The following is a 24994-nucleotide window of genomic DNA, read 5'->3' on the forward strand; positions in this document are numbered from 1 at the left end:
AATTCCGGGGCGGAAATCTGCGGCCGAAGCCTGAACGAGATGTCGATGTGCGATGACGCCCCGCCGGGCTGGAGCTAAAGAGAGTATAACCGTGATTCAGCGTTTCGATTCAAGCATGTGTCAGCGAAAGCTGAAAAAAGCGCTTAGCGTTTTGAGGGGCGAATCAGATATTGTTAACCATTAACTGGCAGCTTTCGATCCGGGTGCTGAATGCTCCGTGCCGGATGCCCGCCAGTCCCGGTCGGCGGCGGAAAGGGGAATAAGATGCGCGTTTTGTTGATAGAAGACGACAGTGCGACCGCACAAAGCATCGAATTGATGCTGAAGTCCGAGAGTTTCAATGTTTATACGACCGATCTCGGCGAGGAGGGCGTCGATCTCGGCAAACTTTATGATTACGACATCATCCTCCTCGACCTGAACCTGCCGGATATGTCCGGCTACGAGGTTTTGAGAACGCTTCGCCTTTCGAAGGTGAAGACGCCGATCCTCATCCTTTCCGGCATGGCCGGCATTGAGGACAAGGTGAGGGGCCTTGGCTTCGGTGCCGACGATTACATGACCAAGCCTTTCCACAAGGACGAGTTGATCGCCCGCATCCACGCGATTGTCCGCCGCTCGAAGGGGCACGCGCAGTCGGTTATCACGACGGGTGACCTGATCGTGAACCTCGATGCCAAGACGGTCGAGGTAGCGGGGCAGCGCGTGCATCTTACGGGCAAGGAATACCAGATGCTGGAGCTTCTCTCGCTCCGCAAGGGTACGACGCTCACCAAGGAAATGTTCCTCAACCACCTCTATGGCGGTATGGACGAGCCGGAGCTGAAGATCATCGACGTCTTCATCTGCAAGCTCCGCAAGAAGCTCGATATGGCCTCCGGCGGCCAGAACTATATCGAGACCGTATGGGGTCGCGGCTATGTGCTGCGCGAACCGGAGGAAATGCGCGAAAGCGCCTGAGTGCTCATCTACAGCGCCGCGCGTCCATTCGGACGCACAAAGGACGCTGTAAGTGATTGGATCGGCGCATCGGGCTGTCCTAAAAACCGATTCCGGTTTTCGGGCCGAGGCTGTAGCGAAGAAACCCGGCTAAATTGCCGGGTTTTTGTTTTAAGCGTCCGTCAGAAACTCCCGTAAGCTCTCCAGCAGAATCTGACGCGTAAAGGGCTTTTGAATATAGCCGCGTGCGCCCGCGCGCTTGGCCCGCATAAGAAGGCCAATGTCAAGCTCGCACATGCAGAGCAGGATGGCGGGTTTATCCTCTTCATAGAGTCCCATGATCCGGGCGATCAATTCGCAGGAATTCATGTCCTGCAGCAGATGGTCGACGACAATGATGTCCGGCTTTCCATGGGAGCAGATATCAAGTGCGTCAGCGCCGCTCGCCGCCTCTACAACCAGCATCTCGGGGCTGGACAGTATGTGCTTCGCCACCTGGCGGATAACGCTGGAATCGTCCACTATCAGGCAGCGCTTCATCATCTGATCAGCTCGGCGAATGCTCCCTGGTGAAACCTCCGACACGAGGTTTCCAACCATATCAAGCCACGCGGTAAGATTTTCCTAAGCGGCCTTGAGGACGATCTCCTCCGGCGAGGCATGAATGGAGACCGCCATGCCCGTCTCGCGGGCGAGGAGAAGGGTGTAATAGAACTGGACGCTATGAGCGTCGATCGGCTCTTCGAGCTGACGCCCAGCGTGGAGTTCCAGGAATTTGGGAGGCACGCGAACCATCGGGCCGTTCGCATTGATGGTGAAAACAGGCGCGGTGTCCAGGTTCTCGAGGCGCACGGTGAGCTTGCCTCCGCGCGGTATAGTGGCATTTGCGATCAGCACGAGATTCAGGAGAAGCTTGACCTTGTTCTTTGGCAGGAGCGCTCGTCCGCCGATCCATTCCAGGTCCGGCTTCTCGTTACGGATGAAGGCCGTCGCTACAGCTTCCGCATCGCCCGTGTCGATTTGCATGCCCGCGGAGCCGGCCGCTCCAAAGGCGATGCGGGCGAACTGGAGCCGCGCCGACGCATTGATCGCGCTTGCCCGGATGAGCTGCATGGCGTCTTCGTCGGTGCCGCCTTCGTCCAGGAGCTCCAACCCGTTGTTGATCGCTCCCACCGGAGAGATGATGTCATGGCACACGCGGCTGCACAGAAGGGCGGCAAGATCCGGCGCGCTGAGCGTGAAAATATCCGTCATGTTTCAACATCCCCTATGGCAAATCGCAAACGACAGGGCGGGCTAGGCCCTGGGCGCGAATCATAGTCCCCAGAATGACACCCTTGGTTACACATGAGCCGTTTCGGGGCAACAAACCGCGCGCCAGCACACGTTCATATGCAGGAAAATCGCTTCTTACCGCCGAGTGCGATGCGCGCTTAATGGTTGAAAAAGAATTACGACTTACTCTCCCATTGTCTGGAATCGGGGGGCGGTGTCAGCGAAACGCGCAGGTCCTGACGTGCAGTCGCGTACAAGGAGATGAAATCGATGCTATCCAGCTTCTTCAATCGCGCAAAGTCGCGCTTTGCCATCCTGGTCATGGTGGCGTTGGCGGCGGTGATTGTGCTCCCGCAGCCATCGGCCCGCGCCCAGGAGAATGGGTATACGATGGAGGAGATCGTCGAGGCCGGAAGCAATTTCTTCGGCGCGACGACGGGTGGCCTCGCAACGCTGGTCGAGAAGGTCTTCTCCACCTATGGCCTGCCCAACGGCTATGTCCTCGGCCAGGAAGGCTCGGGGGCGCTTGTTGGCGGGCTGACTTATGGCGAGGGGACGCTCTACACGAAAAACGCCGGAGATCACGCCACATACTGGCAGGGACCATCGATCGGTTGGGACTTCGGTGGGCAAGGCTCGCAGGTGATGATCCTCGTTTACAATCTCGATCAGGTGAACAGTCTCTACCGGAGATATGCCGGGGTTGCCGGGTCGGCCTATATTGTCGCGGGCCTCGGTTTCAACGTGCTCAAGAATGGTCCCGTGCTGATCGTGCCTATTCGCACTGGCGTCGGCGCCCGGCTGGGTGTCAATATCGGTTACTTGAAAGTAACCGCGCGACCGACATGGAATCCTTTCTGATGATGCAGGCGCGCCACTGGAATTCCTGCTCGGTCGTGGCACACTGAGAGCATCAACGCATCAGGACCCATTGCTCGTGATCGAAATCGCTCTGTCCTTCATTCTCGGCTTCCTGATCGCGGCGGCTCTTGCGCTCTTCCTTGTGCCGGCCCTGTGGCGTCGCGCGGGCGAGCTTGCGCGTCGTCGCATCGAGGCGACCCTTCCGATGACGCGGGAGGAGTTGGAGGCTGAGATTGATGCCGTAAAGGCCGAGCACGTGATGGCCTTGCGTCTCATCGAGATGAAAAACGAGTCGCTGAAGAGAAAGGCGGCAGACGATCTCGTTGAAATCAACGTCCTGCGTGAGAAGGTGGAACGGTTCAAGGAGGGCGAGGCGGTAATTGCGGAGCTTGAAGCCGAGCGGGACCGTCTTGCTGCAAGCCTAGGGGAACGCGAAGCAGAACTGGAGAAGAGAACCAGGAAGGTTGCGCAGCTCGAACGGCAGCTTCAAAAACGCGTCAAGGAAGTCGAAGAGCTTTCCCACTTGTATGAGGAGGCAAGTCTCACGGCCAGCAGCCGGCAGGTCGATCTCGTCGCCAGGGACGCCAGCATCGAGCAGCTCAATGACTCAATCAATCTCCTGCGCAACCAGCGGAAGGAGGCTGACCGGGTTATCCGTGATGCCATGGCCGATAAGGCTGCGGCGGAGGAGGCGCTTCTCATCGAACGCGCGCGTGCCGATGAGCTCGAACGCAAGCTGGATGGGATGATTGCCGCCATTTCCAATCGTGAGGAAAAGCTCGAACGCCGCGAAAAGGAAGTTGTGCGCTTGAAGCGGAAGCTTGAGATGACGGGGGAGAAACCTGGCCGCCTGGAAGAGGTCGAGGGAGAAAAAGCCCAGCTTGAAGCGCAGGTTGCTGAACTCTCGCAAAAACTTTCTTCCCTTCTCGCCCCGAAGGGCAAAGGTGGAAAAGCGGTTACCCCCCGCAAGTCGGAGATGGAAAGGCTTCAGTCGCGGCTGACCACTCTGATACGTGAAAACAAGAGGTTGCGCGCCGAGCTCGCAGGGGCCGGCCACGTCGGCGAGGCAGACGACGAGGTCCTGCGCGAGCGCATTGCTGATTTTGCGGCAAACATGGTGGATGTTGCCGCTACGCTTGAAGGGCCAGATTCACCCATCGAGCAATCCCTGGCAGCGCAGGACGTGGACGAGGGCGGTGACCGGCCAGTGAGCCTTGCCGAACGTGTAAGGGTATTGCGCGGCAATTCCGCCGCGGAATGATTATCGCCAGAGGCGGTGAAGGGCGATCGCGGTCGCCGCGGCGACATTGAGGCTATCGAAATCCTTCCTCATTGGAATTCGCACCGAAGGAAGACGGGCAAGCAGCGCGGCGGGTAATCCAGGGCCCTCCGCGCCAAGAAGGAGTGCGGTGCGCGGCGCCCGCTCGATCCTGTCGATCTCTTGCTCGCCGCTTGGGCTGAGGGCGAGTATGTCGAAGCCTTGCTCGGTCAGCGCGTCTATCAGCGTGGACGCGCTTCCACTCCTGATGAAGGGCACCTTCAGCGCAGCTCCGACGGAGACGCGGATCGCCTTGCGGTAAAGCGGGTCGCAACATTCGGCATCGAGGAGCACGGCATCCGCACCGAAGGCGGCAGCGTTGCGGAAGATCGCGCCCATGTTGTCATGGTTGGCAATCCCGGAGAGAACGACCACCAGCGCGTGCTCGGGCAGACCCGCGATCAGCGCTTCCGCACTTTCATCCCGGCCGCGCATGCCGATGGCGAGCACGCCGCGATGCATGTGGAAGCCCGCGACAGCGTCCATAACCGCGCTGCTTGCCACGTAGACCGGGACATCCGCCGGCACGCGTTCCAGCACGTCCTCCATGCCCGACACGCGATTTTCGAGCAGAAGCACGGATTCGGCGGCAAAGCGCGACGTGGAGAAGAGCACGTTCAGCACCACCTTGCCCTCAGCCACGAAGCGCCCCTGGCGTCCGACGAGATCGCGTTCGCGAATGTTCCTATAGGCGGAAATTTGCGGATCATCGGGGGTTTCTATGCGGATGAGTTCCTGCGGCATATCAGGCGCTACGCGCTTTCCTGGCCATGTCCACCAAAGCGGGCCTCACCTGCGATGCATCGCTCAGCCGCTCCTGGAAGAGGACGCGCCTGATCTCATCTCCCTTCGCAAGGTCTATGCCTTCAGGGTCGATGCCGGTCAGCGCCCACTTGCCGCGCTCAGCCTTGGCGAAGTGGACGGCATAGTTCTCCACCGCATCTGCATGATCTTCGTTCATGTGATCGACAGCGCGCTGCTCCATGTCGAGAAAGGCTTGCAGCGGCCCGTCCGTCAGGATCTCCTCGCGGTTCAGCCGATAGGCACGGGCGAAACCGCCGTTGAGCAGGGCGCTTTCCGGCGAGAGCCTGAAGAAGGCGAAATCGGGAAAATCCGCGTATAGCCTAGCCTTGGGGTGGCGATTCAAATATCGCCGCGCGGCATGGTCATGCGCCGGCATTCCCCGCTCGAGCTTCTCCGCACGCGCCTTGATCGTCAGCCGCGCATGGGCGAGGGGATCGCCCTTGCCAGGCTCGCCCACAAGAAGCGAGCAGCGCGGGTCGGCTGCCAGCGCCTTCGTATGTGCGGAAAGCGCCGAGACGAGGATCAGCGGCGTGCCGTCCATGTCGGTCGCTACCGCCACGCGCGTGGCGAGCGGCGCGCCATCCGCCGGATCAAGGGTAGCCAGCGCGCCGAAACGTGCGGTGCGCAAGAGAGTCTTTGCAAGGCGGATCGCCTCGGCATCCGTCTCAAGGATCGGGTCCTTCTTTCCGTCTTCCATCGCCTTGTCCTTTCCGGCCCTCGATTGCGCACCGCGCAGGCGTTCGCAAGCTTTTTCCTCGATCAGCGGTAGGGGCTTGACCTCACAGCTATCATGTATCATAAAAAGTTACATGAGAAGAGACAGCAGACTTTCCGCAACACTCCATGCCCTGCTTCATCTGGCGGAGCAGGGAAGGCCGATGACATCCGCGGAGCTTGCCATCTGCATGGACACCAACGCCGTCGTCGTCCGGCGTACGATGGCGGGCCTTCGTGAAGCGGGAATTGTACGTTCGGCCAAGGGCCATGGCGGCGGTTGGGAGATTGCCCGTGATCTTTCCAAAGTGACGCTGAAGGACATCTATGATGCCTTAGGTTCGCCGGTGGTGCTGGCCATGGGATTTCATCTGGACAATCCGTCCTGCCTGATCGAGCGCGCGGTCAACCGTGAGCTTGCCGGGGCATTTCGGGAGGCGGAAACGTTTCTCATTGGCCGGCTGGGGGACATCACCCTAGCTAAGCTGGCCGAGGACTATCGGCTGGGCATTGCTCATCACTACAGCCACAAGCAGAGGCATTCGGAATGACATTTGACGTGATCGTCGTTGGCGGCAGCTATGCCGGCCTGGCCGCAACCATGCAACTGGCCCGCGCGCGCCGTCGTGTTCTTGTGATCGACGAGGGGCAGCGCCGGAACCGTTTTGCCCAGAGCTCCCACGGCTTCCTCACGCAGGATGGCGCCGCGCCCAACGAGATTGCCTCCCGCGCCCGCGCGGAAGTGATGGCCTATCCCACGGTCGAGTGGAAACAGGGCCGGGTGGAGAAGGCAGCCGGGACGGAAACGGGGTTCATCGTGGAGACCGCAGGAGGCGAGGCCTATGAGGCGAGCCGCCTGATCCTTGCAATGGGCGTGGTCGATGATCTGCCCGACATTCCCGGGCTCAAGGAGCGTTGGGGCAAAGGCGTGTTTCATTGCCCCTATTGCCATGGTTACGAACTCGGCGGCGGCAGCATCGGCGTGCTCGCCTCTTCGCCAGCTTCCATGCACCACGCGCTGCTCTTGCCCGAATGGGGCAAGATCACCTTCTTTCTCAATGGCATTTTCGCGCCAAGCGAGGAGGAACTGGCCCAGTTGAAACGGCGCGATGTGGCCATCGAGACCGGATTGATCGAGAAGATCGAGGGCGATGCCGACGTAAGGCTGCGTGATGGGCGCCTTTTCTCGTTTGCAGGTCTGTTCACTGCGACGATCACCCGTCTTTCGAGCACGCTTGCCGAACAACTCGGATGTGAGCTCGACCAAGGAGCCGTCGGTACCTTCATCAAGACCAATTCCATCAAGGAGACTTCCGTCCCCGGTGTCTTCGCCTGCGGCGATGCAGGCAGGCCGGCGGGGAGCCTCGCACTTGCCGTTGGCGATGGAACGATGGCGGGCCTCGGGGTCCACCGATCGCTGGTTTTCAACGAAGGCTAAGCTACCGGCGTAAGACCGCTCGCAACACGTCACGCACTCCAATGGCGCCGACGAACCGGGACGATTCGTCGAAAAGCGCTACGGGAGCGGTGTGGGACTGGTGCATGGCCTGCATCACGGTCTTGAGCGGAGTGCCGGCGCGCGCCCAGTAAACCTTGGGCTGGTCTTCGGGAAGAACCTCGGTGGAATCACACGAAAGCCAGATCGCCGGCTTCCCGTTTCGCTCGGCATCCACCACGAGCATGTTCTCATCCAGCTTGAAGCGGGTGGTGCGGCGCAGATCGAGCCACAGCCAGCCTTCCCCCGCGCTTTCGAGGTCGCGCGCGTCGCGCATCACATTCCAGGCGGTGAGCACCGATAGCGGATTCACATTGGCGATGAAGTCGCGCACATAGTCGTTTTCAGGCCTGAGCACGATCTCCTCAGGCGTGCCCGTCTGCACGATGTGACCGCCCTCCATGATGGAGATGCGGTTGCCGATCTTCAGCGCCTCCTCCAGATCATGGCTGACGAACAGGATCGTCTTCTTGAGCCGCGCTTGAAGCTCAAGAAGCTCGTCCTGCAACTTGGTGCGGATCAGTGGATCGAGCGAGGAAAAGGGTTCGTCCATGAGCAGGATCGGCGCCTCGGTTGCGAAGGCGCGGGCAAGCCCCACGCGCTGTTGCATGCCGCCGGAAAGCTCGTGCGCGTATTTACCGGCCCAGTCGTCGAGGTGGACGAGCTGGAGCTGTTTCATGACCCGCTGCCGTCGCTCCTTCGCGGGCACGCCGGCAAGCTCCAGGCCGAATCCTACATTTTCGGCAACCGTGCGCCAGGGAAGCAGGGCGAACTGCTGAAAAACCATGGCCACGCATTCGCGGCGAATCTTCAGGAGCTCGGCGTCCGAGCAGGTGACCACGTCGGCCGACCAGTCTCCATCATGGACGATCACCTCGCCACGGGCTACGCGGTTCAGCCGGTTTACGGATCGCAACAGCGTGGATTTCCCCGAACCTGAAAGACCCATAAGAACCGATATCTCACCCTTGTTAACGGTGAGATTTGCTCCGGCGCAGCCCACCACCGCGCCGGTGCGCTCCAGAATCTCGGCGCGGCTTTTCTCCTCGTCCACCAGCTTCAGGGCCTCGGCGGTCTCCTTCTCGCCGCCGAATATGATGTCGACGCCGCGAAACTCTACCGCTGGCGTCATCGGTCTTGCTCCCTGCTGAGCCGCGCCATCCGGTCAAGGATGATCGCAAGCACGACGATGGCGAGGCCCGCTTCCACGCCAAGCGGGATATTCACGGAATTGAGCGCCCGCACCACCGGTTTGCCGAGTCCGTCGGCGCCGATGAGCGCCGCGATCACCACCATCGACAACGAGAGCATGATGCACTGGGTGAGGCCGACCATGATGGAGGGCAGGGCGGCGGGCAATTCCACCTTCCAAAGAAGCTGTCGCTTGGTCGCGCCGAAAGCCTGGCCCGCCTCCAGCATCGGGGTCGGCACGGAGGTGATGCCAAGATAGGTGAGACGGATCGGTGCAGGCGCGGCGAAGATGACCGTGACGATGAGGCCGGGCGCTGCGCCCAGCCCAAAAAGGATAAGAACGGGAATCAGATAGACGAAAGTCGGCAAGGTCTGCATGAGGTCGAGAATGGGCCGCAACACCTGGTACACCCGCTCATTGTGCGCCGCCCAGATGCCGATCGGCACCCCGATGACCATGGAAGCGGCAGTAGCCGCCACGACCAGCACGAGCGTCTGGATGGTCTCGGTCCAGAGCCCCTGATTGATGATGAACAGGAAGCCGATCACCACCACCAGCGCCAATTTCCATGATCGCTGTAGTGCATAGGCGAGGGCGGCAAGCAACAGGACGACGAGGATCGGCGGCGCCCAGAGAAGAAGGGCCACCAGCCCATCAAGCGCCGCCGCCACTCCGTCGGCGAGCGTATCGAAAAGCCAGGCGAAGTTTGTCGTGAGAAAATCGAAGAACGAGCGGCCCCATCTGCCGATGGGGATTTTCCACGCCTCAATCCACTCCGTTACGGGGTCCATAGCGCCGGTGATACCCTCAAGTCGGCGCTAGGAAAAGGGCGGCCGGCCTACAATTGAGACGGCCGGACTTCCGTTTCTCGAGTGTTGGCGTAAGCCCCGCGGTCGAAGCAGCTGCCCTAGTGCTTGGATATCACAGGCCCAGATGCGACTTTACAGCCGCAAGGCCGTCCTCACCTTCAAAAGTGGTGACCCCCTTCAGCCAGGGTTCGAGCGTTTCCGGATGCTCCTTGAGCCAGGCGGTAGCGGCTGCCTGGGGATCCTCGCCATCATTGAGGATCGCTCCCATGATCTCGTTCTCCATCTCCAGCGAGAAAACGAGGTTCTTGAGCAGCTGGCCCATATTGGGGCACTCCTGCGTGTAGCCCGACCACACATTGGTGTGCACGGTGGCGCCGCCGTAATTGGGGCCGAACACCTCGTCACCACCATCGAGATAGGCCATTTCGATATCGGCGTTCATCGGGTGAGGTTCCCAGCCGAGAAAAACGATGGGCTGCTCGGCCTGCACCGCACGGCGCACCTGCGAGAGCATGCCTGCCTCGGAGCTTTCCACCAACTCGAAATCCCCCAGACTGAACGTGTCGTTGTCGATCATGTCGAGGATCAACCGGTTGCCATCATTGCCAGGCTCGATGCCGTAGATCTTGCCGTCGAGTTCCTCGCGAAACTTGTCGATGTCCGCAAAGGTCTTGAGGCCTGCATCGAAAGTGTATTGCGGTACGGCCAGCGTGTATTTCGCTCCTTCCAGATTGGTGACCACGGTCTCCACCGTGCCCTCTTCACGATAGGGCTTGATGTCGGCTTCCATGGTCGGCATCCAATTGCCGAGGAAGACGTCTATGTCCTTGTTCTTGAGCGAGGCATAGGTGACCGGCACCGAAAGCACCTCCACCTCAGGCTCATAGCCAAGCCCTTCGAGCAGCACCGAGGCGGTGGCCGTCGTCGCGGTAATGTCCGTCCAGCCGACATCGGAAAAGGTGACCGCGCGGCAGGAATCAGGCTCCGCAGCAAGAGCCGATCCCACCGTGAGCCCGAGTATCAGACCAAGCCCGGTACCCAATTGTTTTTTGCAGGTCATGATGTTTTCCCCTCGACTGCTTCCGGCATTCCAAAGCCCCATGGAAGGACTTCATCGTCCTCAAGGCAAGCATCAATTCCGGGCCGGTTCAAGGGCAAAGCGGTCGGGCAACGGGCGCCGGTTCATGGCCGCAAGCATTGGCCCGCGGCCGCAAAGCGCCTATTCGCTTGGTTCAAGCGCTCAGCTTTCCTCCACAAACACCTCGTCGCGTTTCCTGCGAACGCTGGGTAGGAGAACGACCACCAGCACTGCAAGCGCGATGAGCAAGAGGGTTGCGCTGATGGGGCGGGTGAAGAAAGTGGAGGGATCGCCTCGGGACAGAATCATGGCCCGGCGCAGATTCTCCTCCAGCAGCGGGCCGAGGACGAAGCCGAGAAGAAGCGGCGCCGGCTCGCATCGCAACTTGACGAGGACATAGCCGGCCAACCCGGCGAAGGCGACGAAGAAAAGGTCGTAAGCGTTTGCGTTGACGCTGTAGACGCCTATGGAGCTGAAGGCCATGATGATCGGGAAGAGGATGTAATAGGGAACTTTAAGCAGCCTCACCCACAGGCCGATCAGGGGCAAATTCAAGATCACCAACATCAGGTTGCCGATCCACATGGAGGCGATCACACCCCAGAAAAGTGCCGGCTGTTCCGTCGCGACATTCGGTCCGGGCACGATGCCCTGGATAATCATCGCGCCGATCATCAGGGCCATCACCGGGTTGGCCGGAATGCCCAAGGTGAGCATCGGGATGAAGGAGGTCTGTGCGCCGGCATTGTTGGCCGACTCCGGCCCTGCAACACCTTCGATCGCACCCTTGCCGAAATCGGAAGGATGATCCGACACGCGCTTCTCAAGGGTATAAGAAGCGAATGAGGCGAGGATCGCCCCGCCGCCGGGCAATACGCCCAACGCCGACCCAAGCGCGGTGCCGCGCAGGATCGGAGCCGCCATCCGCTTCAACTCTTCGCGCGTGGGCAAAAGGCTGGAGATTTTCGCTATCAAGACTTCGCGCGTGCGCTCGCTCTCCAGGTTCCGCAGGATTTCGGCGATACCGAAGAGGCCGACCGCCAGTGCGACGAAGTTGAGACCGTCGGCATATTCACGGATGCCCAGGGTGAAGCGAGGCGTGCCGGTATATATGTCGGTGCCGACAAGCCCGAGCAGCAGGCCGACAATGACCATGCCCAGCGCTTTGATCACCGATCCGTGCGCCAGGGCGACGGAGGAAACCAGGCCTACGATCATCAGCGAGAAATATTCGGCTGCGCCGAATTTGAGCGCGATCGCGGTGAGCGGGGGGGCGAACACCGCCACCAGCGCCGTTGCCACCGTGCCTGCCACGAAGGATCCGATGGCTGCTGTCGCCAATGCTGCACCGGCGCGACCCTTGCGCGCCATCTGATAGCCGTCGATTGCCGTGACTGCAGAGGACGATTCGCCCGGCATGTTGATCAGGATGGCTGTTGTCGAGCCGCCATACTGCGCGCCGTAATAAATACCCGCCAGCATAATGAGCGCAGACACTGGATCGCCGATCTGGAAGGTCACAGGAAGGAGCATGGCGATCGTCGCCGTCGATCCGATGCCGGGCAATACGCCGATCAACGTGCCGAGCATCACCCCGACGAGGCAGAAAAGCAGGTTCCAGAGCGTCGAAGCAGTCTGGAAGCCAAGCAGGAGATTCTGAAGAAGATCCAAAGCGCTGGCCTCAGAAGTTCAGCCATGGGCCGACCAGCTTGAAAGGCAGGCCGAGGGCGTACACAAAGGCAAAGTAAGTGAATGCTGTGACACCGGCCGCCACCGCGGCGGCTGTCAGGACGGTCATCCGCGTGCTGGCGAAGGAAGCGATGAAGCCGGTGCAGAGAATGGCGGGCAGGAAACCCAGTCCGCGGACGGTGAGTCCGAAAAAGATCGGCGCGGGCAAAATGAGCAGAATCCCCCGCCAGGCGATCGGTCCGAGCGGCTCGCCGTCTGATCGGATCGATTGGATCAGGATGATCACGCCGAGCAGGGCGAGCACGCCTGAAAGCAACAGGGGAAAATAGCCCGGTCCCATGCGGAAGGCTGTTCCGAGCTCCATCCCGAGAGATTGAAAGGCGAAGACCGCCGCAATCGCTATGAAGAGAAGCCCACAGGCGAAATTCACCTTGTCGACGGTGTAACCATTCACGTCTGCTTATCCGCGCTCATTGAAGAAGATCGGGGCGCATGAAGCGCCCCGCAGTCTCAGTCTGCGTAGACGCCGGCTGCCTCGATGATGGGCTGCCACCGCTGGATCTCGCCCTCAAGTTTCGCCTTCAGCGCTGCCGGAGTGGCGTCCGCCTCGGGAGAGGGTGTCGTGCCGAGTTCCGCAAAACGGGCGACGACATTTTCGTCCTTCAGCGCCACCTGGAGGGATTTGGAGAGGCGGTCGACGACCTCCGCAGGCGTGCCCTTGGGTGCATAGAGCCCGTGCCAGATTCCCACCTGCATGTTCGGCAGACCGGCTTCCGCAACCGTTGGGAGGTCAGGCAAAACGTCGAGACGCTCGGGCGTGGTTACCGCGTAAGCCTTGATCGTGCCTGCCTGGATCTGCTTTGTGGTGTTCGTCGTCTGGTCGCACATGATGTCGACCTGTCCGCCCAGCAGATCGGTCATTGCGGGGCCGGTTCCCTGATAGGGCACCGTAACGAGCGGGGTTTCCACCGCGCTCATGAACAGCATGCCGCAAAGATGCGAGGCGGCTCCGATGCCAGCATTCGCCACCGTCACCTCGTCCTTGTGCGCCTTCACGTAATCGATCAGCCCCTTGAAGTCCTGCGGCTCGAAATCCTTGCGGGCGACGATGGTCATCGGCACTTCCGTCACCAGACCGACATATTCGAACGCATTCAGCGTGTCATAGGGTAGTTTGCGGTAGAGCGTGGCGCTCGTCGCCATGCCGATGTGATGCAGGAGCAGAGTGTAGCCGTCCGGTTCCGCCTCGGCCACGCGCGCCGCTCCGAGCGTGCCGCCTGCGCCTCCCACGTTTTCCACCAACACCTGCTGCCCGAGATCCTTTGACATCGCTTCGGCCACCAGACGTGTCACGGTGTCGGTCGGGCCGCCGGCCGAGAACGGCACCACGATGGTTATCGCCCGGTCCGGATAGGTCTGGGCGGAGGCCCCGAGTGGCATTGCGAAGGCGGCAGCGACGCTGACCATCGCAAACAGTGATTTGCGCATGAATTTCCTCCCATCGAAGCTGTCAGACAGCAATCTAGATGATGATACCCATCCGTCTCGGCCGCACAACTTATACTTATCTACGAGAATGCCTATTAGGCCGCTGCTCCACAGGTGCCCGCCCGGTGCGAAATGAAGACAGCTGTCGACTCGCTGCATTGTGATGGAGGCCAAAACCGCCTATCTGAGGAGGGACTTCGCCAGGAGGCGCTGTGGTCAGGGGGTGCCGGTGCACGATTCGATCCTTGGGTTCTTCACGCGGATCTTTGCCGCCATCGGCAAGGGAATCGGCTGGCTGATCTACTGGCTGGCCTGGCCCTTCATGGCGCTCGGGCGCTGGTTCGTGCGGCGCGGCTGGATTGCACGCGGCATCGTTGGCGGCCTTCTGGTCCTTTTTGTCGGCCTGTACATCTACTTCTTATGGCAGACGCAGGTGTGGACGGGCTTCAATCCCGATTACGTGCAGGCCTATGACATAGAAAGGCAGGGCGCCGCCCCCGGCGAACAGATGCCGGCGGCCGCAGGCCAGCAGGCGCAGAGCTGTGCGCCTTCGGCTATCGCGGAAGTGGCAGCCGATTTGACGGATTTCAACGTCAACCAGAACGCCTGGATCACCTCGATGATCTTCTACAAGCTGGGCTTTTTCGGCCTCGATTGGGACGACACGCCCTTCTTCGACAACAAGGCCTCTTTCCAGCGGGGTGTGAACCAGGCTGTGCGGCGCACCACGGTCGAGCTTGTGGATACGCTGGGACGGGTCCGCGGCACATCGCAGATCGACAACGACCTGCAAAAGGCGCGCGAGAACATGCAGTTCAGCGAGGACGCATGGTATTTCGGCCTCAATCCTTTCGGCCCGAAGACGCCGACCCCGAGTTTTTACCGAAGTGCCATCTCATCGCTGCGCAGCTTCAACACGCGGCTTGAAAGTTGTCAGGCAACTTTCGATGCACGGGCTGACAATCTGATCCAGTATCTAGATCGCATCGCCGGCGACCTCGGCTCGACATCGGCGATTCTGCGCGAGCGCTCGGAAAACCATAATGGCGGCTGGCTGGACACGCGGGCGGACGATCGGTTCTGGTTCGCCTATGGCCAGCTCTATGGATATTACGGGCTGTTGCATGCCGCGCGCATCGACTTCAACGGCGTCATTGCGCAACGCTCATTGGGTCCGCTCTGGGATCAGACCGAAAGCCAGTTCCGAGCAGCGCTCAACATCACTCCCTTCATCATCTCCAATGGCCGGGAGGCTGGCTGGATCATGCCCACCCATCTGGCGACCATGGGTTTCTATATCCTGCGGGCCCGCTCGAATCTCGTTGAATTGAGAGAAGTCCTGGACCGGTGATGCCGGCTCCCGAGGCGCCACGGCCTTTCGGATAGCGAATGCCTGAAGCGCTCCTTTATGCTATTTGAGGCTGGAGCGGCCGGGAGGAGATTGATGGCGGAAGTCAAGTCGGACATCGAGATCGCGCGCGCAGCGAGAAAAAAGCCGATCCAGGAAATAGGGGCAAAGCTCGGCATCCCCTCTGAACACCTCCTTCCCTACGGCCACGACAAGGCCAAGGTCTCGGCCGATTTCATCGCCGAGATGCGAAAAAGACCTGATGGAAAATTGATCCTGGTGACAGCGATCAATCCGACACCGGCAGGGGAGGGCAAGACCACGACCACCGTCGGCCTTGGCGATGGGCTTAACCGCATCGGGAAAAGGGCGATCGTCTGCATCCGGGAAGCGTCCCTCGGTCCCTGCTTCGGCATGAAGGGCGGGGCGGCGGGCGGCGGTTACGCGCAGGTAATCCCGATGGAGGACATAAATCTCCATTTCACCGGCGATTTTCATGCGATCACCTCGGCCCATAACCTGCTCGCCGCGCTGATCGACAATCACATCTATTGGGGAAACGAGCTCGGCATTGACACGCGCCGGGTTACCTGGCGGCGTGTGATGGACATGAACGACCGCGCGCTTCGTGACATTGTTTGCTCGCTGGGTGGTGTTGCGAACGGCTATCCGCGCGAGGCAGGCTTTGACATCACAGTCGCCTCGGAAGTGATGGCGATCCTATGCCTCGCCAAGGACCTGCGCGATCTGGAAGAGCGTCTCGGTAACATCATCGTCGCCTATCGGCGCGATAAAAGCCCGGTCTTTGCGCGCGACCTCAAGGCAGACGGCGCCATGGCCGTCCTCCTCAAGGAGGCGCTTCAGCCCAATCTGGTGCAGACGCTCGAGAACAACCCCGCCTTCGTCCATGGCGGCCCGTTCGCCAACATCGCCCATGGCTGCAATTCCGTAATGGCCACCACCACGGCATTGAAACTCGCCGACTATGTGGTGACGGAGGCAGGCTTCGGGGCAGATCTGGGCGCGGAGAAATTCTTCGACATCAAATGCAGGAAGACGGGGCTGAAGCCTGCGGCCGCTGTTATCGTTGCAACGGTGCGCGCGCTCAAGATGAACGGCGGCGTGAAGAAGGAGGATCTCGGCACGGAGGATGTGAAGGCGGTTACCAAAGGTTGCGCCAATCTCGGGCGCCACATCGAGAACGTGAAGCAGTTCGGCGTTCCCGCCGTTGTCGCCATCAATCACTTCCACACAGATACTGCTGCCGAAATAGAGGCGGTGAAGGCGTATGTTGCAGCACAAGGCGAGGAGGCGGTGCTCTGCCGGCACTGGGCCGAAGGCTCGGCGGGTATCGAGGAACTGGCAAAGAGGGTTGTGGATCTGGCCGAAAAGGGTGCGTCGCAATTTGCCCCGCTCTATCCGGACGACATGCCGCTCTTTGAAAAGATCAACACCATCGTCCGCCGCATCTATCGGGGCTCCCGCGCGGTGGCCGAGCACAGCGTGCTTTCCCAGCTCGAAAAATGGGAGGAGCAGGGCTACGGCCGTCTGCCGGTCTGCATGGCCAAAACCCAGTATTCCTTCTCGACGGATCCCAATCTGCGCGGTGCCCCGGTGGACCACGTGGTTCCGGTACGAGAAGTCCGGTTATCCGCCGGCGCCGGATTCGTGGTCGCGATCTGCGGTGAGATCATGACCATGCCCGGCCTGCCCAGCGTGCCCTCGGCCGAGCGGATATTTCTCAATGAAAGAGGCTATATAGAGGGGCTTTCCTGACCAAGGGAATCAAGCCGCGCTCGGACCCGGATCATCGCCTTCCGGGAAGCTGACGCGACCTCTGCCGACCACATGGTCCGCCTCCCGACTGGTCTCGGCATGGCGCAGGCCCGGATGGATCGCCTCCTCTGCTTCGCGCAGCCTTTCGGTGCGCTCAGGCTGATAGTGGATTGCAGTCACCTGAAGGATTTCGACCAGGGAAGAGTTGCGCGATATGGCTGCCGTCTGCCCCTCCGCCAAACCCAGCAACGCCAGCCCGCGCATGGTCGTGATCGGCAGAAAATAGCTCACCGGGCCACCTGAGCGATCCCGGCTGATGATGCGCGTTTCCGGCATGCCATTGCCGAGTCGAAAGCTGATGCGGCTATCGATCGTCACGACATTGTCCGGCATGTCCGCCTTGCAAACGACTTGAGCCGTGTCGAGCTTCTGCCGCAGCAGTGAGGTCATCGCCTCGTCGTGGTCCTGGTGCTCTTCCAGCATGCGCCGGAGAATATCAAAATCTTCTTTGGTGAGCGTGCAGCCCGGTCTCTTCCACACGGCAGTCTCCAAACCCCTTGGGGCGGCAGCGCAGAAGCGCTGCCCCTCGGCTGACGAAGTTGGTGAGGCCACCCCTGCGCCAATATTTCCGTGGCGCAGGGGCTAGCTGCCGTTTTGAAGTGAACCCGCGAAGAAGAGCAGTCTCAGGCTCATGGCCTGTTGTCGCCTTCAGGCTCGCCGATATGCGTGATGCTAAGCCGGTGAACGCGGCCGTCGCGCGCCGTCCAATCGATCGTCTGGCCCACGGAAAGGCCGATAAGCGCCGTACCCACAGGTGTCGTCACCGAAATCTTGCCTTGGGCGATATCGGCCTCTCCCGGATAGACGAGAGTGACGGTCTGCGGCTCGCCGTCATCGGCGGTATAAGTCAGGGTAGAACCCATCCGCACAACCGAGTCAGGCAAGGCTGCATCCTCCACGATTCGTGCGCGCTCCAGCTCGCCGATCATGTTTTCGGCGAGAACGGGGTCTCGGTTCTCGATCGCCGTCGCGAGGCCCAGAAGCCTGTCGTGGTCAGTTCTCGAAATGGTGATGCGTGGCTTGCGCTTATTCTGCATAGGGTCATCCGTAACTCCGGGCTTGCCCGGATTTGTTCTTGTTTTGCTGGATGCGCCTGCTGCGAATTTGCCGATCAGAACCGGCCATCGCGCCCCCGTGGTCCGGGGGCGCACAGCCCGAACCCGGGGTTAGTGTCCAGCGATGGGACACACCCGAAAGAGGAAGGACTGGCGAAGTTCGATCATGCTCATAAGGTTAAGTTGGGCTAGCGGTGCGCCAATGTCAAGGACGGTGGGCAAAGGGAGTATGCCGTGGCCTCCCGAAGCGGAAACCCTCCGGCATGGCTGCTCGAACCATCATCATTTCGCCGATCGTCTCATGGGTGAGAAGACCTACCAGGCGCCCGCTGCTGTCGATGACTGCTACCGCGGGGGCGTTCTTCTCCTGCATGAGCCTGAAGCCCTCAGTCAGGTTCTGACGTCGATGGACCTTTGGCACATCGGTGCGCATCACGCTCACCACCGGAGCGTCCGGCCCGGTTTCCTTCAGCGCCAGGATCATGTCGTTACGGGTAAGCAGGCCGGATAGGTGACCATCGGCATCAAGCACCGGAAACTCGGTCTGCGTGGTCGCGAGCAAGCGGTCGATCGCCTCGGCGATGGTTGCCGATCGTTCCAGTGCGGCGAATTCCGTCACCATCACGTCGCTGGTCAGAACGCTGTTGGCGATATCACGTATCTGCGCGTTCTGAGCTTCGGCAGCTGCTGCCAGATAGACGAAGATTCCGATGAAGATCAGAAGCGGGTTGTAGAAGAGGCCGAGAAAGCCGAACAGGAATGCCAGTCCCTGGCCGATATTGGCCGCGATCTGCGTCGCCCGCGCCCATGTCATCCGCGTCGCCAGGATGGCGCGCAGCACCCGTCCCCCGTCCATCGGAAAGGCAGGGATCATGTTGAAGAGCACGAGGAAAATATTCACGCCGGCAAGCCGGACGAGGAAATTCACCCTCGGATCCTCGACCTGCATCATCTGTTCTGCGCCGACCGTTCCGCCGAGTGCGATGAGAATGACGCCGGCGATTACGACATTGACCAGCGGGCCGGCCACAGCGATCACGAATTCCTGGCCAGGCTCCTCCGGCATGCGCTCGAGCCGCGCCAGGCCGCCTATGGGAAGGAGCGTTATATCGGGCGTCTTTATGCCGTAGCGCCGGGCCGCCAGCGCGTGACCGAACTCATGCAGCACTACACACGCAAAGACCGCTATGATGAAGGCCACGCCTTCCCAAGCTGCGGATGACCCTCCGATCCGGTAATGCATGAACCAGATCCAGACGAGAAGCAGGAGGAAGGTGATATGCACGCGAACAACGGTGCCGCCGAACTTACCGATGCTGAACGACCAGGTCATGATGCCGCGCCCCTGCCGTAATGGACGTGAATACATATCAGAAGACATTTGGAACCACGTTATTATTTTCAAGCCATTGACGCGATGGAGGGGTAATGCAGTTTGATTCCGCCACGTTGATCGAACGGGCGACGCGCATCGTTCGGGGCATGCAATGGCGGCCGCAGGCGGTCGTTCCCGTGGCCGTGACCGGCATCATGGGGCTGGGGCTCTACATTTTCCTCGCAATGGCCAGTGAGATGGCTGAAGGTGAATTGCGGGAATGGGATGAGCACTTCTTTCTCGCCTTCCGCAACCCGGCAAATACGGCCGATCCGCTCGGTCCACCATGGCTGGAGGAGGCGGCTCTGGAGATAACGGCGCTCGGCGGCTATACGCTCATCGTTCTCGCCCTCGCCATCGTCGTTGGGCTCCTGATCGTCACGAATCGCTACGGTCCGGCACTTTACGCAATCCTGTCCGTCGGCACGGGGTCGCTTGCATCCTTCCTCTTCAAACAATTCTATGATCGGCCGAGGCCCGATCTCGTGCCCCAACTTGATATCGTGCACACCGCAAGCTTCCCGAGCGGACATGCGATGGTGACGACCGTCGCCTATCTGACGCTCGCAGCACTCGTCATCCGCTTCTTCGAGGATCTGCGCGTGCGCATCTATGTGGTGAGCGTTGCGATCTTCATCTCCGTCGTGGTCGGGATCAGCCGCATCTATCTGGGCGTTCACTGGCCAAGCGACGTTGTCGCCGGCTGGGCTCTTGGCGTCGCCTGGGCAAGCCTCGCCTGGCTCGTGGTGGCGGGGCTGCAATTCGCAAGGCGGCGGAAAACGCGCGGATAACTCCCGCTGCCCGGCCCCTCAGGCGGAGAAGGCCGCTGTAAAGCGGCCTCTCCTTCTCCTCTACTTTGTTTGCTTGAGCCGTTCTTTCGCAGGCACGCGATCGTTGACGTATCGCGTTTCTTCCCAGGAATTCGGCTTCAGGGGAAAGCCTACGGACTTGATCTTGAAGCCGATCGGGCGTCCCTCCACGCAACTGGCGACGAGACGGTGCTGGCCGTCCTGCAGAAACAATCGGCCGTCCCGGTGCCTGTATACCGTCGCGACGAATTTGAGCTTTGGATCGGCCTGCAGAGCTTCCCGTTTTTCCGCGAGGACGCTTTCGATGACTTCCTCTTGCGCCGGCGAAGGAAATTCGGATCGGTCGGGCAGGCTATTTGAAGCCGGCTTTTTCTGATCCCTGAACGGGCGCCCCACCGGGGAGCCGCCGATTTGAGAACAATCGAAGTAGACGATCCCCGCGGACGGCCCGGGGGCTATGCTAGTGGGTACCATTTTTGGGCCTCTTTAGAATTTCTGTTTCGCACCCGGACGGTTTAGCAGGGTGCGTGACGGAAGAAGAATTCGGTTCTGGTTATGCTCTTCATGTACGATTGCCGCCGTCCTCCTAAAGCCCGCCTCGCATGGCAGGGATGACGAAAGCGGTTGCGCAGGACCCCGTTCGCGGCTATGGAGATCGCCATGATTACGGTTCTGAACGCAAAGCTTTGGTGGTGGGCCCGCTAGACAGCGGCCGGCTTGCTTTGTGACTAAAGTGGATGGTGGCCGCAGGTGAAAGCCGGGCGGCCATTTTTAGTTTGGACTTCCCGGCCCACCTCGAAACGGGAGCAGAACATGAGCTTGGAAGTCTTGGAAGACGGCAGGGAGCGCCTTGAGACGGCTGGTGGGATCACCATCACGCGCTCGCGCACGGAAGTGATCTATAGCGGCGCGATCGACGCATATGTCGATGCGCTCGACAGCCGCCGAGGGGCGGTGTTCTCCTCCAATTACGAGTATCCGGGCCGCTACACCCGCTGGGATACGGCGATTATAGATCCGCCGCTCGCAATTTCGGCTCGGGGCCGCGCGATGAAGATCGAAGCCCTGAACACGCGCGGCGAGGTGATGCTGCCGGCCATCAGCCGTGCGGTCGAGACGTTGCCCGACGTGACCGTCTCGGAACAACGTCCGCAATTGGTCAGGATCAGCGTAGCCGAGCCGGCGGATGTTTTTGCCGAGGAGGAGCGCTCCCGCGTTCCCTCTGTTTTCACCGTGCTTCGGGCCATCACGAACCTGTTCCATACCGAAGATGACAGCAATCTCGGTCTTTATGGGGCTTTCGGCTATGATCTCGCCTTCCAGTTCGATCCGGTAAAGCTCAGCCTGGATCGGCCTGAAGGCCAGCGCGATCTCGTCCTGTACCTGCCGGATGAAATCCTCGTCGTCGACCATTATGCGGCCAAGGCTTGGCGCGACCGTTATGACTATGCCGGCGACGGTTTCTCCACTGAGGATCTAGCGCGCGAAGCCAGATCGGAGCCCTTCACGCAGAGCGCCCGCGTGCCGCCGCGCGGGGATCATCAACCCGGCGAATATGCGCGACTTGTGGAACGGGCGAAGGAGAGCTTCAGGCGCGGCGACCTCTTCGAGGTCGTGCCGGGACAGATGTTCTTCGAGCGCTGTCAGAGCCTGCCTTCGGCGATCTGCCGCAGACTTAAGCAGATCAATCCTTCTCCCTATTCCTTCTTCATCAATCTCGGCGAGCAGGAATATCTGATCGGCGCTTCCCCCGAAATGTTCGTGCGCGTTTCGGGCCGTCGGGTGGAAACCTGCCCGATCTCAGGCACCATCAAGCGCGGCGAGGATGCGATTTCGGACTCCGAGCAGATCCTGAAGCTGCTCAACTCGAAAAAGGACGAGTCAGAGCTTACCATGTGTTCCGATGTCGACCGCAACGACAAGAGCCGCGTGTGCGAGCCGGGATCGGTGCGTGTGATCGGTCGTCGGCAGATCGAGATGTATTCTCGCCTGATCCACACGGTGGACCATATCGAAGGACGGCTGCGCGAAGGTATGGACGCCTATGATGCCTTCCTGAGCCATGCCTGGGCCGTGACGGTCACAGGCGCGCCAAAACTCTGGGCCATGCGCTTCATCGAGCAAAACGAGAAGAGCCCGCGCGCATGGTATGGTGGTGCGGTCGGCATGATGCATTTCAACGGCGATATGAACACCGGCTTGACGTTGCGTACGATCCGCATCAAGGACGGCATTGCCGAGGTGCGCGCCGGTGCCACGCTTCTCTACGATTCCGACGGAGAGGAAGAGGAAGCCGAGACGGAGCTGAAGGCTTCCGCGATGCTTTCAGCGATCCGCGAGGCGGGAAGGACGAATATGTCGAGCGAAGCCAAGGAAACCGCGCGCGTGGGGGAGGGCGTGAAGATCCTCCTCGTCGACCACGAGGATTCGTTTGTTCACACGCTTGCCAACTATTTCCGGCAGACGGGTGCCGAAGTGACCACCGTGCGCACGCCTGTAGCCGACAGCGTTTTCGACCGGGTGGATCCCGACCTGGTCGTCCTGTCTCCTGGACCTGGCACGCCGGATGATTTCGATTGCACCGCTACCATCAAGAAGGCACGCAGCCGCGACCTGCCGATCTTCGGCGTCTGCCTCGGCCTGCAAGCGCTTGTCGTTGCCTATGGCGGCGAACTGCGCCATTTGCACGAGCCGATGCACGGCAAGCCATCCCGCATACGCACGGGCCACAACAGCCTCATCTTTTCCGGCCTGCCGCAGGAGGTGACCGTTGGGCGATACCACTCTATCTTCGCTGATCCGGTGAGGTTGCCGAAGTCATTCGTGGTGACGGCGGAAACCGACGACGGCGTTGTGATGGCGATCGAACACGAGAGCGAGCCAGTAGCCGCGGTTCAGTTCCATCCCGAATCCATCATGACGCTCGGGCATAATGCCGGTATGAGGATGATCGAGAACGTCGTGGCGCATATGCCGCGAAAGATGAAGGTGAAGGCGGCCTGAGTGCCGCCTTCAATTACGCCCAGTACAAAGACCCAGCCCGAATTCATGCCGCAAGCGTCACACCTCCAAAGGCTTTCCTATTGGACGATCATTGTCGGGGTTGTCATTCTCGGGTTGAAGTTCCTGGCCTGGTGGATGACGGGGTCCGTGGCCCTGCTCTCGGACGCGATGGAGTCCATCGTCAATGTGGTCGCATCAGTGGTGACGTGGTACGCGATCCGCGTTTCACACATGCCTGCGGACGAGAACCATCCTTTCGGCCATCACAAGGCCGAATATTTTTCGGCGGTGCTCGAGGGGGTGCTGATCGTTCTCGCGGCACTCCTTATCATCCGCGAAGCAGTTCTGGCATTCCTCAGTCTTCACGCGATCGAAGCGCCGGTTGCGGGATTGGCGATCAACGCCCTGGCGGCAATCGGGAACGGACTCTGGGCAGCCATCCTCATGCGCGAAGGGCGCAAGGCGCGTTCCCCGGCCCTTGTCGCCGACGGCCGCCATCTGTGGACCGACGTCGTCACCTCGATTGGCGTCATTGCCGGGTTGGTGCTGGCCCTATCGACGGGCTGGCTCTGGCTCGACCCGCTGATCGCGATCATTGTAGCCGTCAACATCATCTGGCACGGTTGGCAGATGCTGAGCTCTTCGGTGCAGGGTCTTATGGATGTGGCCGTCGACCCCGCAGGGATAGCAGAGATCGAGCGTATCATTTCGGCGAACAGCGAAGGCGCCCTGGAATTCCACGATCTGAAGACAAGAGAAGCGGGTAGGGCCCGCTTCATCGAGTTTCATCTCGTCGTGCCTTCGGAAATGACGGTCGAACGCTCGCACAATATCTGCGACCGGATCGAGCATGCGCTGGCGAAGACGATCCCGGGATCACGCGTGGTCATCCATGTGGAGCCCGCGCATAAGGCCAAGCACGCCTAGCGTATTACTCGGCTCTCTTGGACTGCATCGTCTCGAAGCCTTCAGCCGCCTTGCGCAGATCCTCAGGAAAGTCGTCCATCTCCATGATCTTGCGGATTTCGATCGTCTCGTTAGGGCTCCCGGGGCAGCGCTTTGCCCATTCGATCGCTTCTTCAAGCGAGTTTACGTCGATGATCCAGTAGCCGCCGAGCACCTCCTTCACCTCGGCAAAGGGGCCGTCGGTCACCTCGGGAAAGCCTTGGGCAAAGGAAACGCGCGCGCCCATCGACGGCGGGTGCAGGCCTTCGGCGGCGACGAGGATGCCAGCCTTCTGTAGTTCCTCATTGTAGCGCATCATGGGGCCGACGGCGTCGGCTTCCGGCAATGTGCCGGGTTCGGCCATTTCATACCCCTTGGGGATCATCAGCATCATGTACCGCATCGTTCGCTCCTAGCGTGTTTGCCTTGCATAAAGCGCGCCGCCCGCCCAAGCACAGGGAAGTGCTGTGAGGACGAGCGAAATCGGATACCACTGCGAGCCCATACGCCACATGACGGCTGCGCCCAGGATGCTGAGCACAAGGCCGATGACGCCCAGGATCATGGCGTGCAGCATCGGCCGGGCAGGCGCCAGCCGCGCGGCGATGTAGCAGCCGAGAATGGCGAAGATCAGCCGGTAACACAGAGCCAACGCGTAAAGGCGGTCGCCCATTGGCTCGCCCCACGGAGGGTAGACCCCGGTCGCATGGAGGATCTGGTCCGCCCCGGCGGAAAGAACCACCGTTGTGACAAAGCCCAGTAGAATAGCTCCCGTGCTACGCAGGACCTGTGGTTCTTTCCGCTCCAGGCTATCGATTTCGATCATGGCCAATCCCTCTCATGCCACCTATGCAATTGTTGCAAGGACGGTGATGCGGAGCGCTTCCCGACATTTACACGAGAAAAACTTGCCGGGAGGGATTGAGCATGGTCCGTCCTGCAGCATTGAATCCTGAAAACG

25 protein-coding genes are annotated in these 24994 nt (G+C 60.6%); 10 read left to right on the plus strand and 15 right to left on the minus strand.

Annotated features, from left to right (window positions below; all coding sequences use genetic code 11):
- Nucleotides 1-264 precede the first annotated feature (264 nt).
- The gene (gene ctrA / locus CHEJ32_RS0103275) at nt 265-960 is read left to right on the plus strand and encodes a response regulator transcription factor CtrA (RefSeq protein ID WP_028032568.1); all 696 of its coding nucleotides are present in this window, start codon (nt 265-267) and stop codon (nt 958-960) included.
- 150 nt (nt 961-1110) lie between these two features.
- Here the strand turns inward: ctrA and CHEJ32_RS0103280 are convergent, their stop codons facing one another.
- Both CHEJ32_RS0103280 and chpT read right to left on the minus strand, forming a co-directional pair.
- A complete protein-coding gene (locus tag CHEJ32_RS0103280) occupies nt 1111-1479 on the minus strand; it encodes a response regulator (RefSeq protein ID WP_028032569.1) in 369 nt (122 codons plus the stop codon).
- 84 nt (nt 1480-1563) lie between these two features.
- Nucleotides 1564-2193 (minus strand): histidine phosphotransferase ChpT, encoded by a 630-nt coding sequence (chpT, locus tag CHEJ32_RS0103285; RefSeq protein WP_028032570.1) that lies wholly within the window; start codon nt 2191-2193, stop codon nt 1564-1566.
- A gap of 342 nt (nt 2194-2535) precedes the next feature.
- Between chpT and CHEJ32_RS0103290 the strand changes: the two genes are divergently transcribed.
- Together CHEJ32_RS0103290 and CHEJ32_RS0103295 are read left to right on the plus strand one after the other, a co-directional pair.
- Nucleotides 2536-3075, plus strand: coding sequence for a DUF1134 domain-containing protein (locus CHEJ32_RS0103290; protein ID WP_245260980.1), 540 nt, complete (start codon nt 2536-2538; stop codon nt 3073-3075).
- 76 nt (nt 3076-3151) lie between these two features.
- Complete coding sequence (locus tag CHEJ32_RS0103295; RefSeq protein WP_028032572.1) at nt 3152-4336, plus strand: hypothetical protein; 1185 nt, start codon at nt 3152-3154, stop codon at nt 4334-4336.
- Here the strand turns inward: CHEJ32_RS0103295 and CHEJ32_RS0103300 are convergent, their stop codons facing one another.
- Nucleotides 4337-5137, minus strand: coding sequence for an RNA methyltransferase (locus tag CHEJ32_RS0103300; protein ID WP_028032573.1), 801 nt, complete (start codon nt 5135-5137; stop codon nt 4337-4339). It lies immediately after the preceding gene.
- Nucleotide 5138: 1 nt separating this feature from the next.
- Complete coding sequence (locus tag CHEJ32_RS0103305) at nt 5139-5894, minus strand: HugZ family protein (RefSeq protein WP_028032574.1); 756 nt, start codon at nt 5892-5894, stop codon at nt 5139-5141.
- A 112-nt stretch (nt 5895-6006) separates the two neighbouring features.
- Here CHEJ32_RS0103305 and CHEJ32_RS0103310 point away from each other — a divergent pair, with 112 nt between their 5' ends.
- Entirely contained in the window at nt 6007-6462 is a 456-nt protein-coding gene (locus CHEJ32_RS0103310; RefSeq protein WP_028032575.1) for an Rrf2 family transcriptional regulator, read from the plus strand.
- Nucleotides 6459-7349, plus strand: a complete 891-nt coding sequence (locus CHEJ32_RS0103315) for an NAD(P)/FAD-dependent oxidoreductase (RefSeq protein WP_028032576.1) — start codon at nt 6459-6461, stop codon at nt 7347-7349. The genes CHEJ32_RS0103310 and CHEJ32_RS0103315 overlap by 4 nt, the downstream gene beginning before the upstream one ends.
- 1 nt (nt 7350) lies before the next feature.
- Here CHEJ32_RS0103315 and choV read toward each other — a convergent pair whose 3' ends face one another.
- From choV to CHEJ32_RS0103345, 6 genes are all read right to left on the minus strand, one after another.
- Complete coding sequence (gene choV, locus CHEJ32_RS0103320; RefSeq protein WP_028032577.1) at nt 7351-8538, minus strand: choline ABC transporter ATP-binding protein; 1188 nt, start codon at nt 8536-8538, stop codon at nt 7351-7353.
- Entirely contained in the window at nt 8535-9389 is an 855-nt protein-coding gene (choW, locus tag CHEJ32_RS0103325) for a choline ABC transporter permease subunit (protein WP_028032578.1), read from the minus strand. Before choW ends, choV begins: the two co-directional genes overlap by 4 nt.
- A gap of 130 nt (nt 9390-9519) precedes the next feature.
- A complete protein-coding gene (locus CHEJ32_RS0103330; protein ID WP_028032579.1) occupies nt 9520-10467 on the minus strand; it encodes a choline ABC transporter substrate-binding protein in 948 nt (315 codons plus the stop codon).
- Nucleotides 10468-10647: 180 nt separating this feature from the next.
- A complete protein-coding gene (locus CHEJ32_RS0103335; protein WP_028032580.1) occupies nt 10648-12156 on the minus strand; it encodes a tripartite tricarboxylate transporter permease in 1509 nt (502 codons plus the stop codon).
- A gap of 10 nt (nt 12157-12166) precedes the next feature.
- Nucleotides 12167-12628 (minus strand): tripartite tricarboxylate transporter TctB family protein, encoded by a 462-nt coding sequence (locus CHEJ32_RS0103340; RefSeq protein WP_028032581.1) that lies wholly within the window; start codon nt 12626-12628, stop codon nt 12167-12169.
- A 56-nt stretch (nt 12629-12684) separates the two neighbouring features.
- Nucleotides 12685-13662: a tripartite tricarboxylate transporter substrate-binding protein gene (locus CHEJ32_RS0103345; protein WP_028032582.1), complete on the minus strand. Its 978-nt coding sequence runs from the start codon at nt 13660-13662 to the stop codon at nt 12685-12687.
- Between the two features lie 229 nt (nt 13663-13891).
- Here CHEJ32_RS0103345 and CHEJ32_RS0103350 point away from each other — a divergent pair, with 229 nt between their 5' ends.
- Nucleotides 13892-15013, plus strand: a complete 1122-nt coding sequence (locus CHEJ32_RS0103350) for a DUF2333 family protein (protein ID WP_028032583.1) — start codon at nt 13892-13894, stop codon at nt 15011-15013.
- Between the two features lie 93 nt (nt 15014-15106).
- Nucleotides 15107-16786 (plus strand): formate--tetrahydrofolate ligase, encoded by a 1680-nt coding sequence (locus CHEJ32_RS0103355; protein WP_028032584.1) that lies wholly within the window; start codon nt 15107-15109, stop codon nt 16784-16786.
- Nucleotides 16787-16795: 9 nt separating this feature from the next.
- On the opposite strand, the gene CHEJ32_RS0103360 is transcribed toward CHEJ32_RS0103355, so the two are convergent.
- The 3 genes from CHEJ32_RS0103360 to CHEJ32_RS0103370 all read right to left on the minus strand — a co-directional run bounded on the left by CHEJ32_RS0103360 (nt 16796) and on the right by CHEJ32_RS0103370 (nt 19234).
- Entirely contained in the window at nt 16796-17326 is a 531-nt protein-coding gene (locus CHEJ32_RS0103360) for a hypothetical protein (protein ID WP_028032585.1), read from the minus strand.
- 149 nt (nt 17327-17475) lie between these two features.
- Nucleotides 17476-17883: a nucleoside diphosphate kinase regulator gene (rnk, locus tag CHEJ32_RS0103365; protein WP_028032586.1), complete on the minus strand. Its 408-nt coding sequence runs from the start codon at nt 17881-17883 to the stop codon at nt 17476-17478.
- Nucleotides 17884-18106: 223 nt separating this feature from the next.
- Nucleotides 18107-19234 (minus strand): site-2 protease family protein, encoded by a 1128-nt coding sequence (locus CHEJ32_RS0103370; protein WP_028032587.1) that lies wholly within the window; start codon nt 19232-19234, stop codon nt 18107-18109.
- A gap of 95 nt (nt 19235-19329) precedes the next feature.
- On the opposite strand from CHEJ32_RS0103370, the gene CHEJ32_RS0103375 reads away from it, so the two are divergent.
- From CHEJ32_RS0103375 to CHEJ32_RS0103390, 3 genes are all read left to right on the plus strand, one after another.
- A complete protein-coding gene (locus CHEJ32_RS0103375; protein ID WP_028032588.1) occupies nt 19330-20067 on the plus strand; it encodes a phosphatase PAP2 family protein in 738 nt (245 codons plus the stop codon).
- An 831-nt stretch (nt 20068-20898) separates the two neighbouring features.
- The gene (locus CHEJ32_RS0103385) at nt 20899-23088 is read left to right on the plus strand and encodes an anthranilate synthase (protein ID WP_028032590.1); all 2190 of its coding nucleotides are present in this window, start codon (nt 20899-20901) and stop codon (nt 23086-23088) included.
- Between the two features lie 45 nt (nt 23089-23133).
- Entirely contained in the window at nt 23134-24015 is an 882-nt protein-coding gene (locus tag CHEJ32_RS0103390; RefSeq protein ID WP_028032591.1) for a cation diffusion facilitator family transporter, read from the plus strand.
- A 4-nt stretch (nt 24016-24019) separates the two neighbouring features.
- Here the strand turns inward: CHEJ32_RS0103390 and CHEJ32_RS0103395 are convergent, their stop codons facing one another.
- Together CHEJ32_RS0103395 and CHEJ32_RS0103400 are read right to left on the minus strand one after the other, a co-directional pair.
- A complete protein-coding gene (locus CHEJ32_RS0103395; protein ID WP_028032592.1) occupies nt 24020-24436 on the minus strand; it encodes a YciI family protein in 417 nt (138 codons plus the stop codon).
- Nucleotides 24437-24445: 9 nt separating this feature from the next.
- Complete coding sequence (locus tag CHEJ32_RS0103400) at nt 24446-24859, minus strand: hypothetical protein (RefSeq protein ID WP_051469406.1); 414 nt, start codon at nt 24857-24859, stop codon at nt 24446-24448.
- Nucleotides 24860-24994 lie beyond the last annotated feature (135 nt).

This window comes from Chelativorans sp. J32, assembly GCF_000518985.1.
Lineage (GTDB): Bacteria > Pseudomonadota > Alphaproteobacteria > Rhizobiales > Rhizobiaceae > Chelativorans.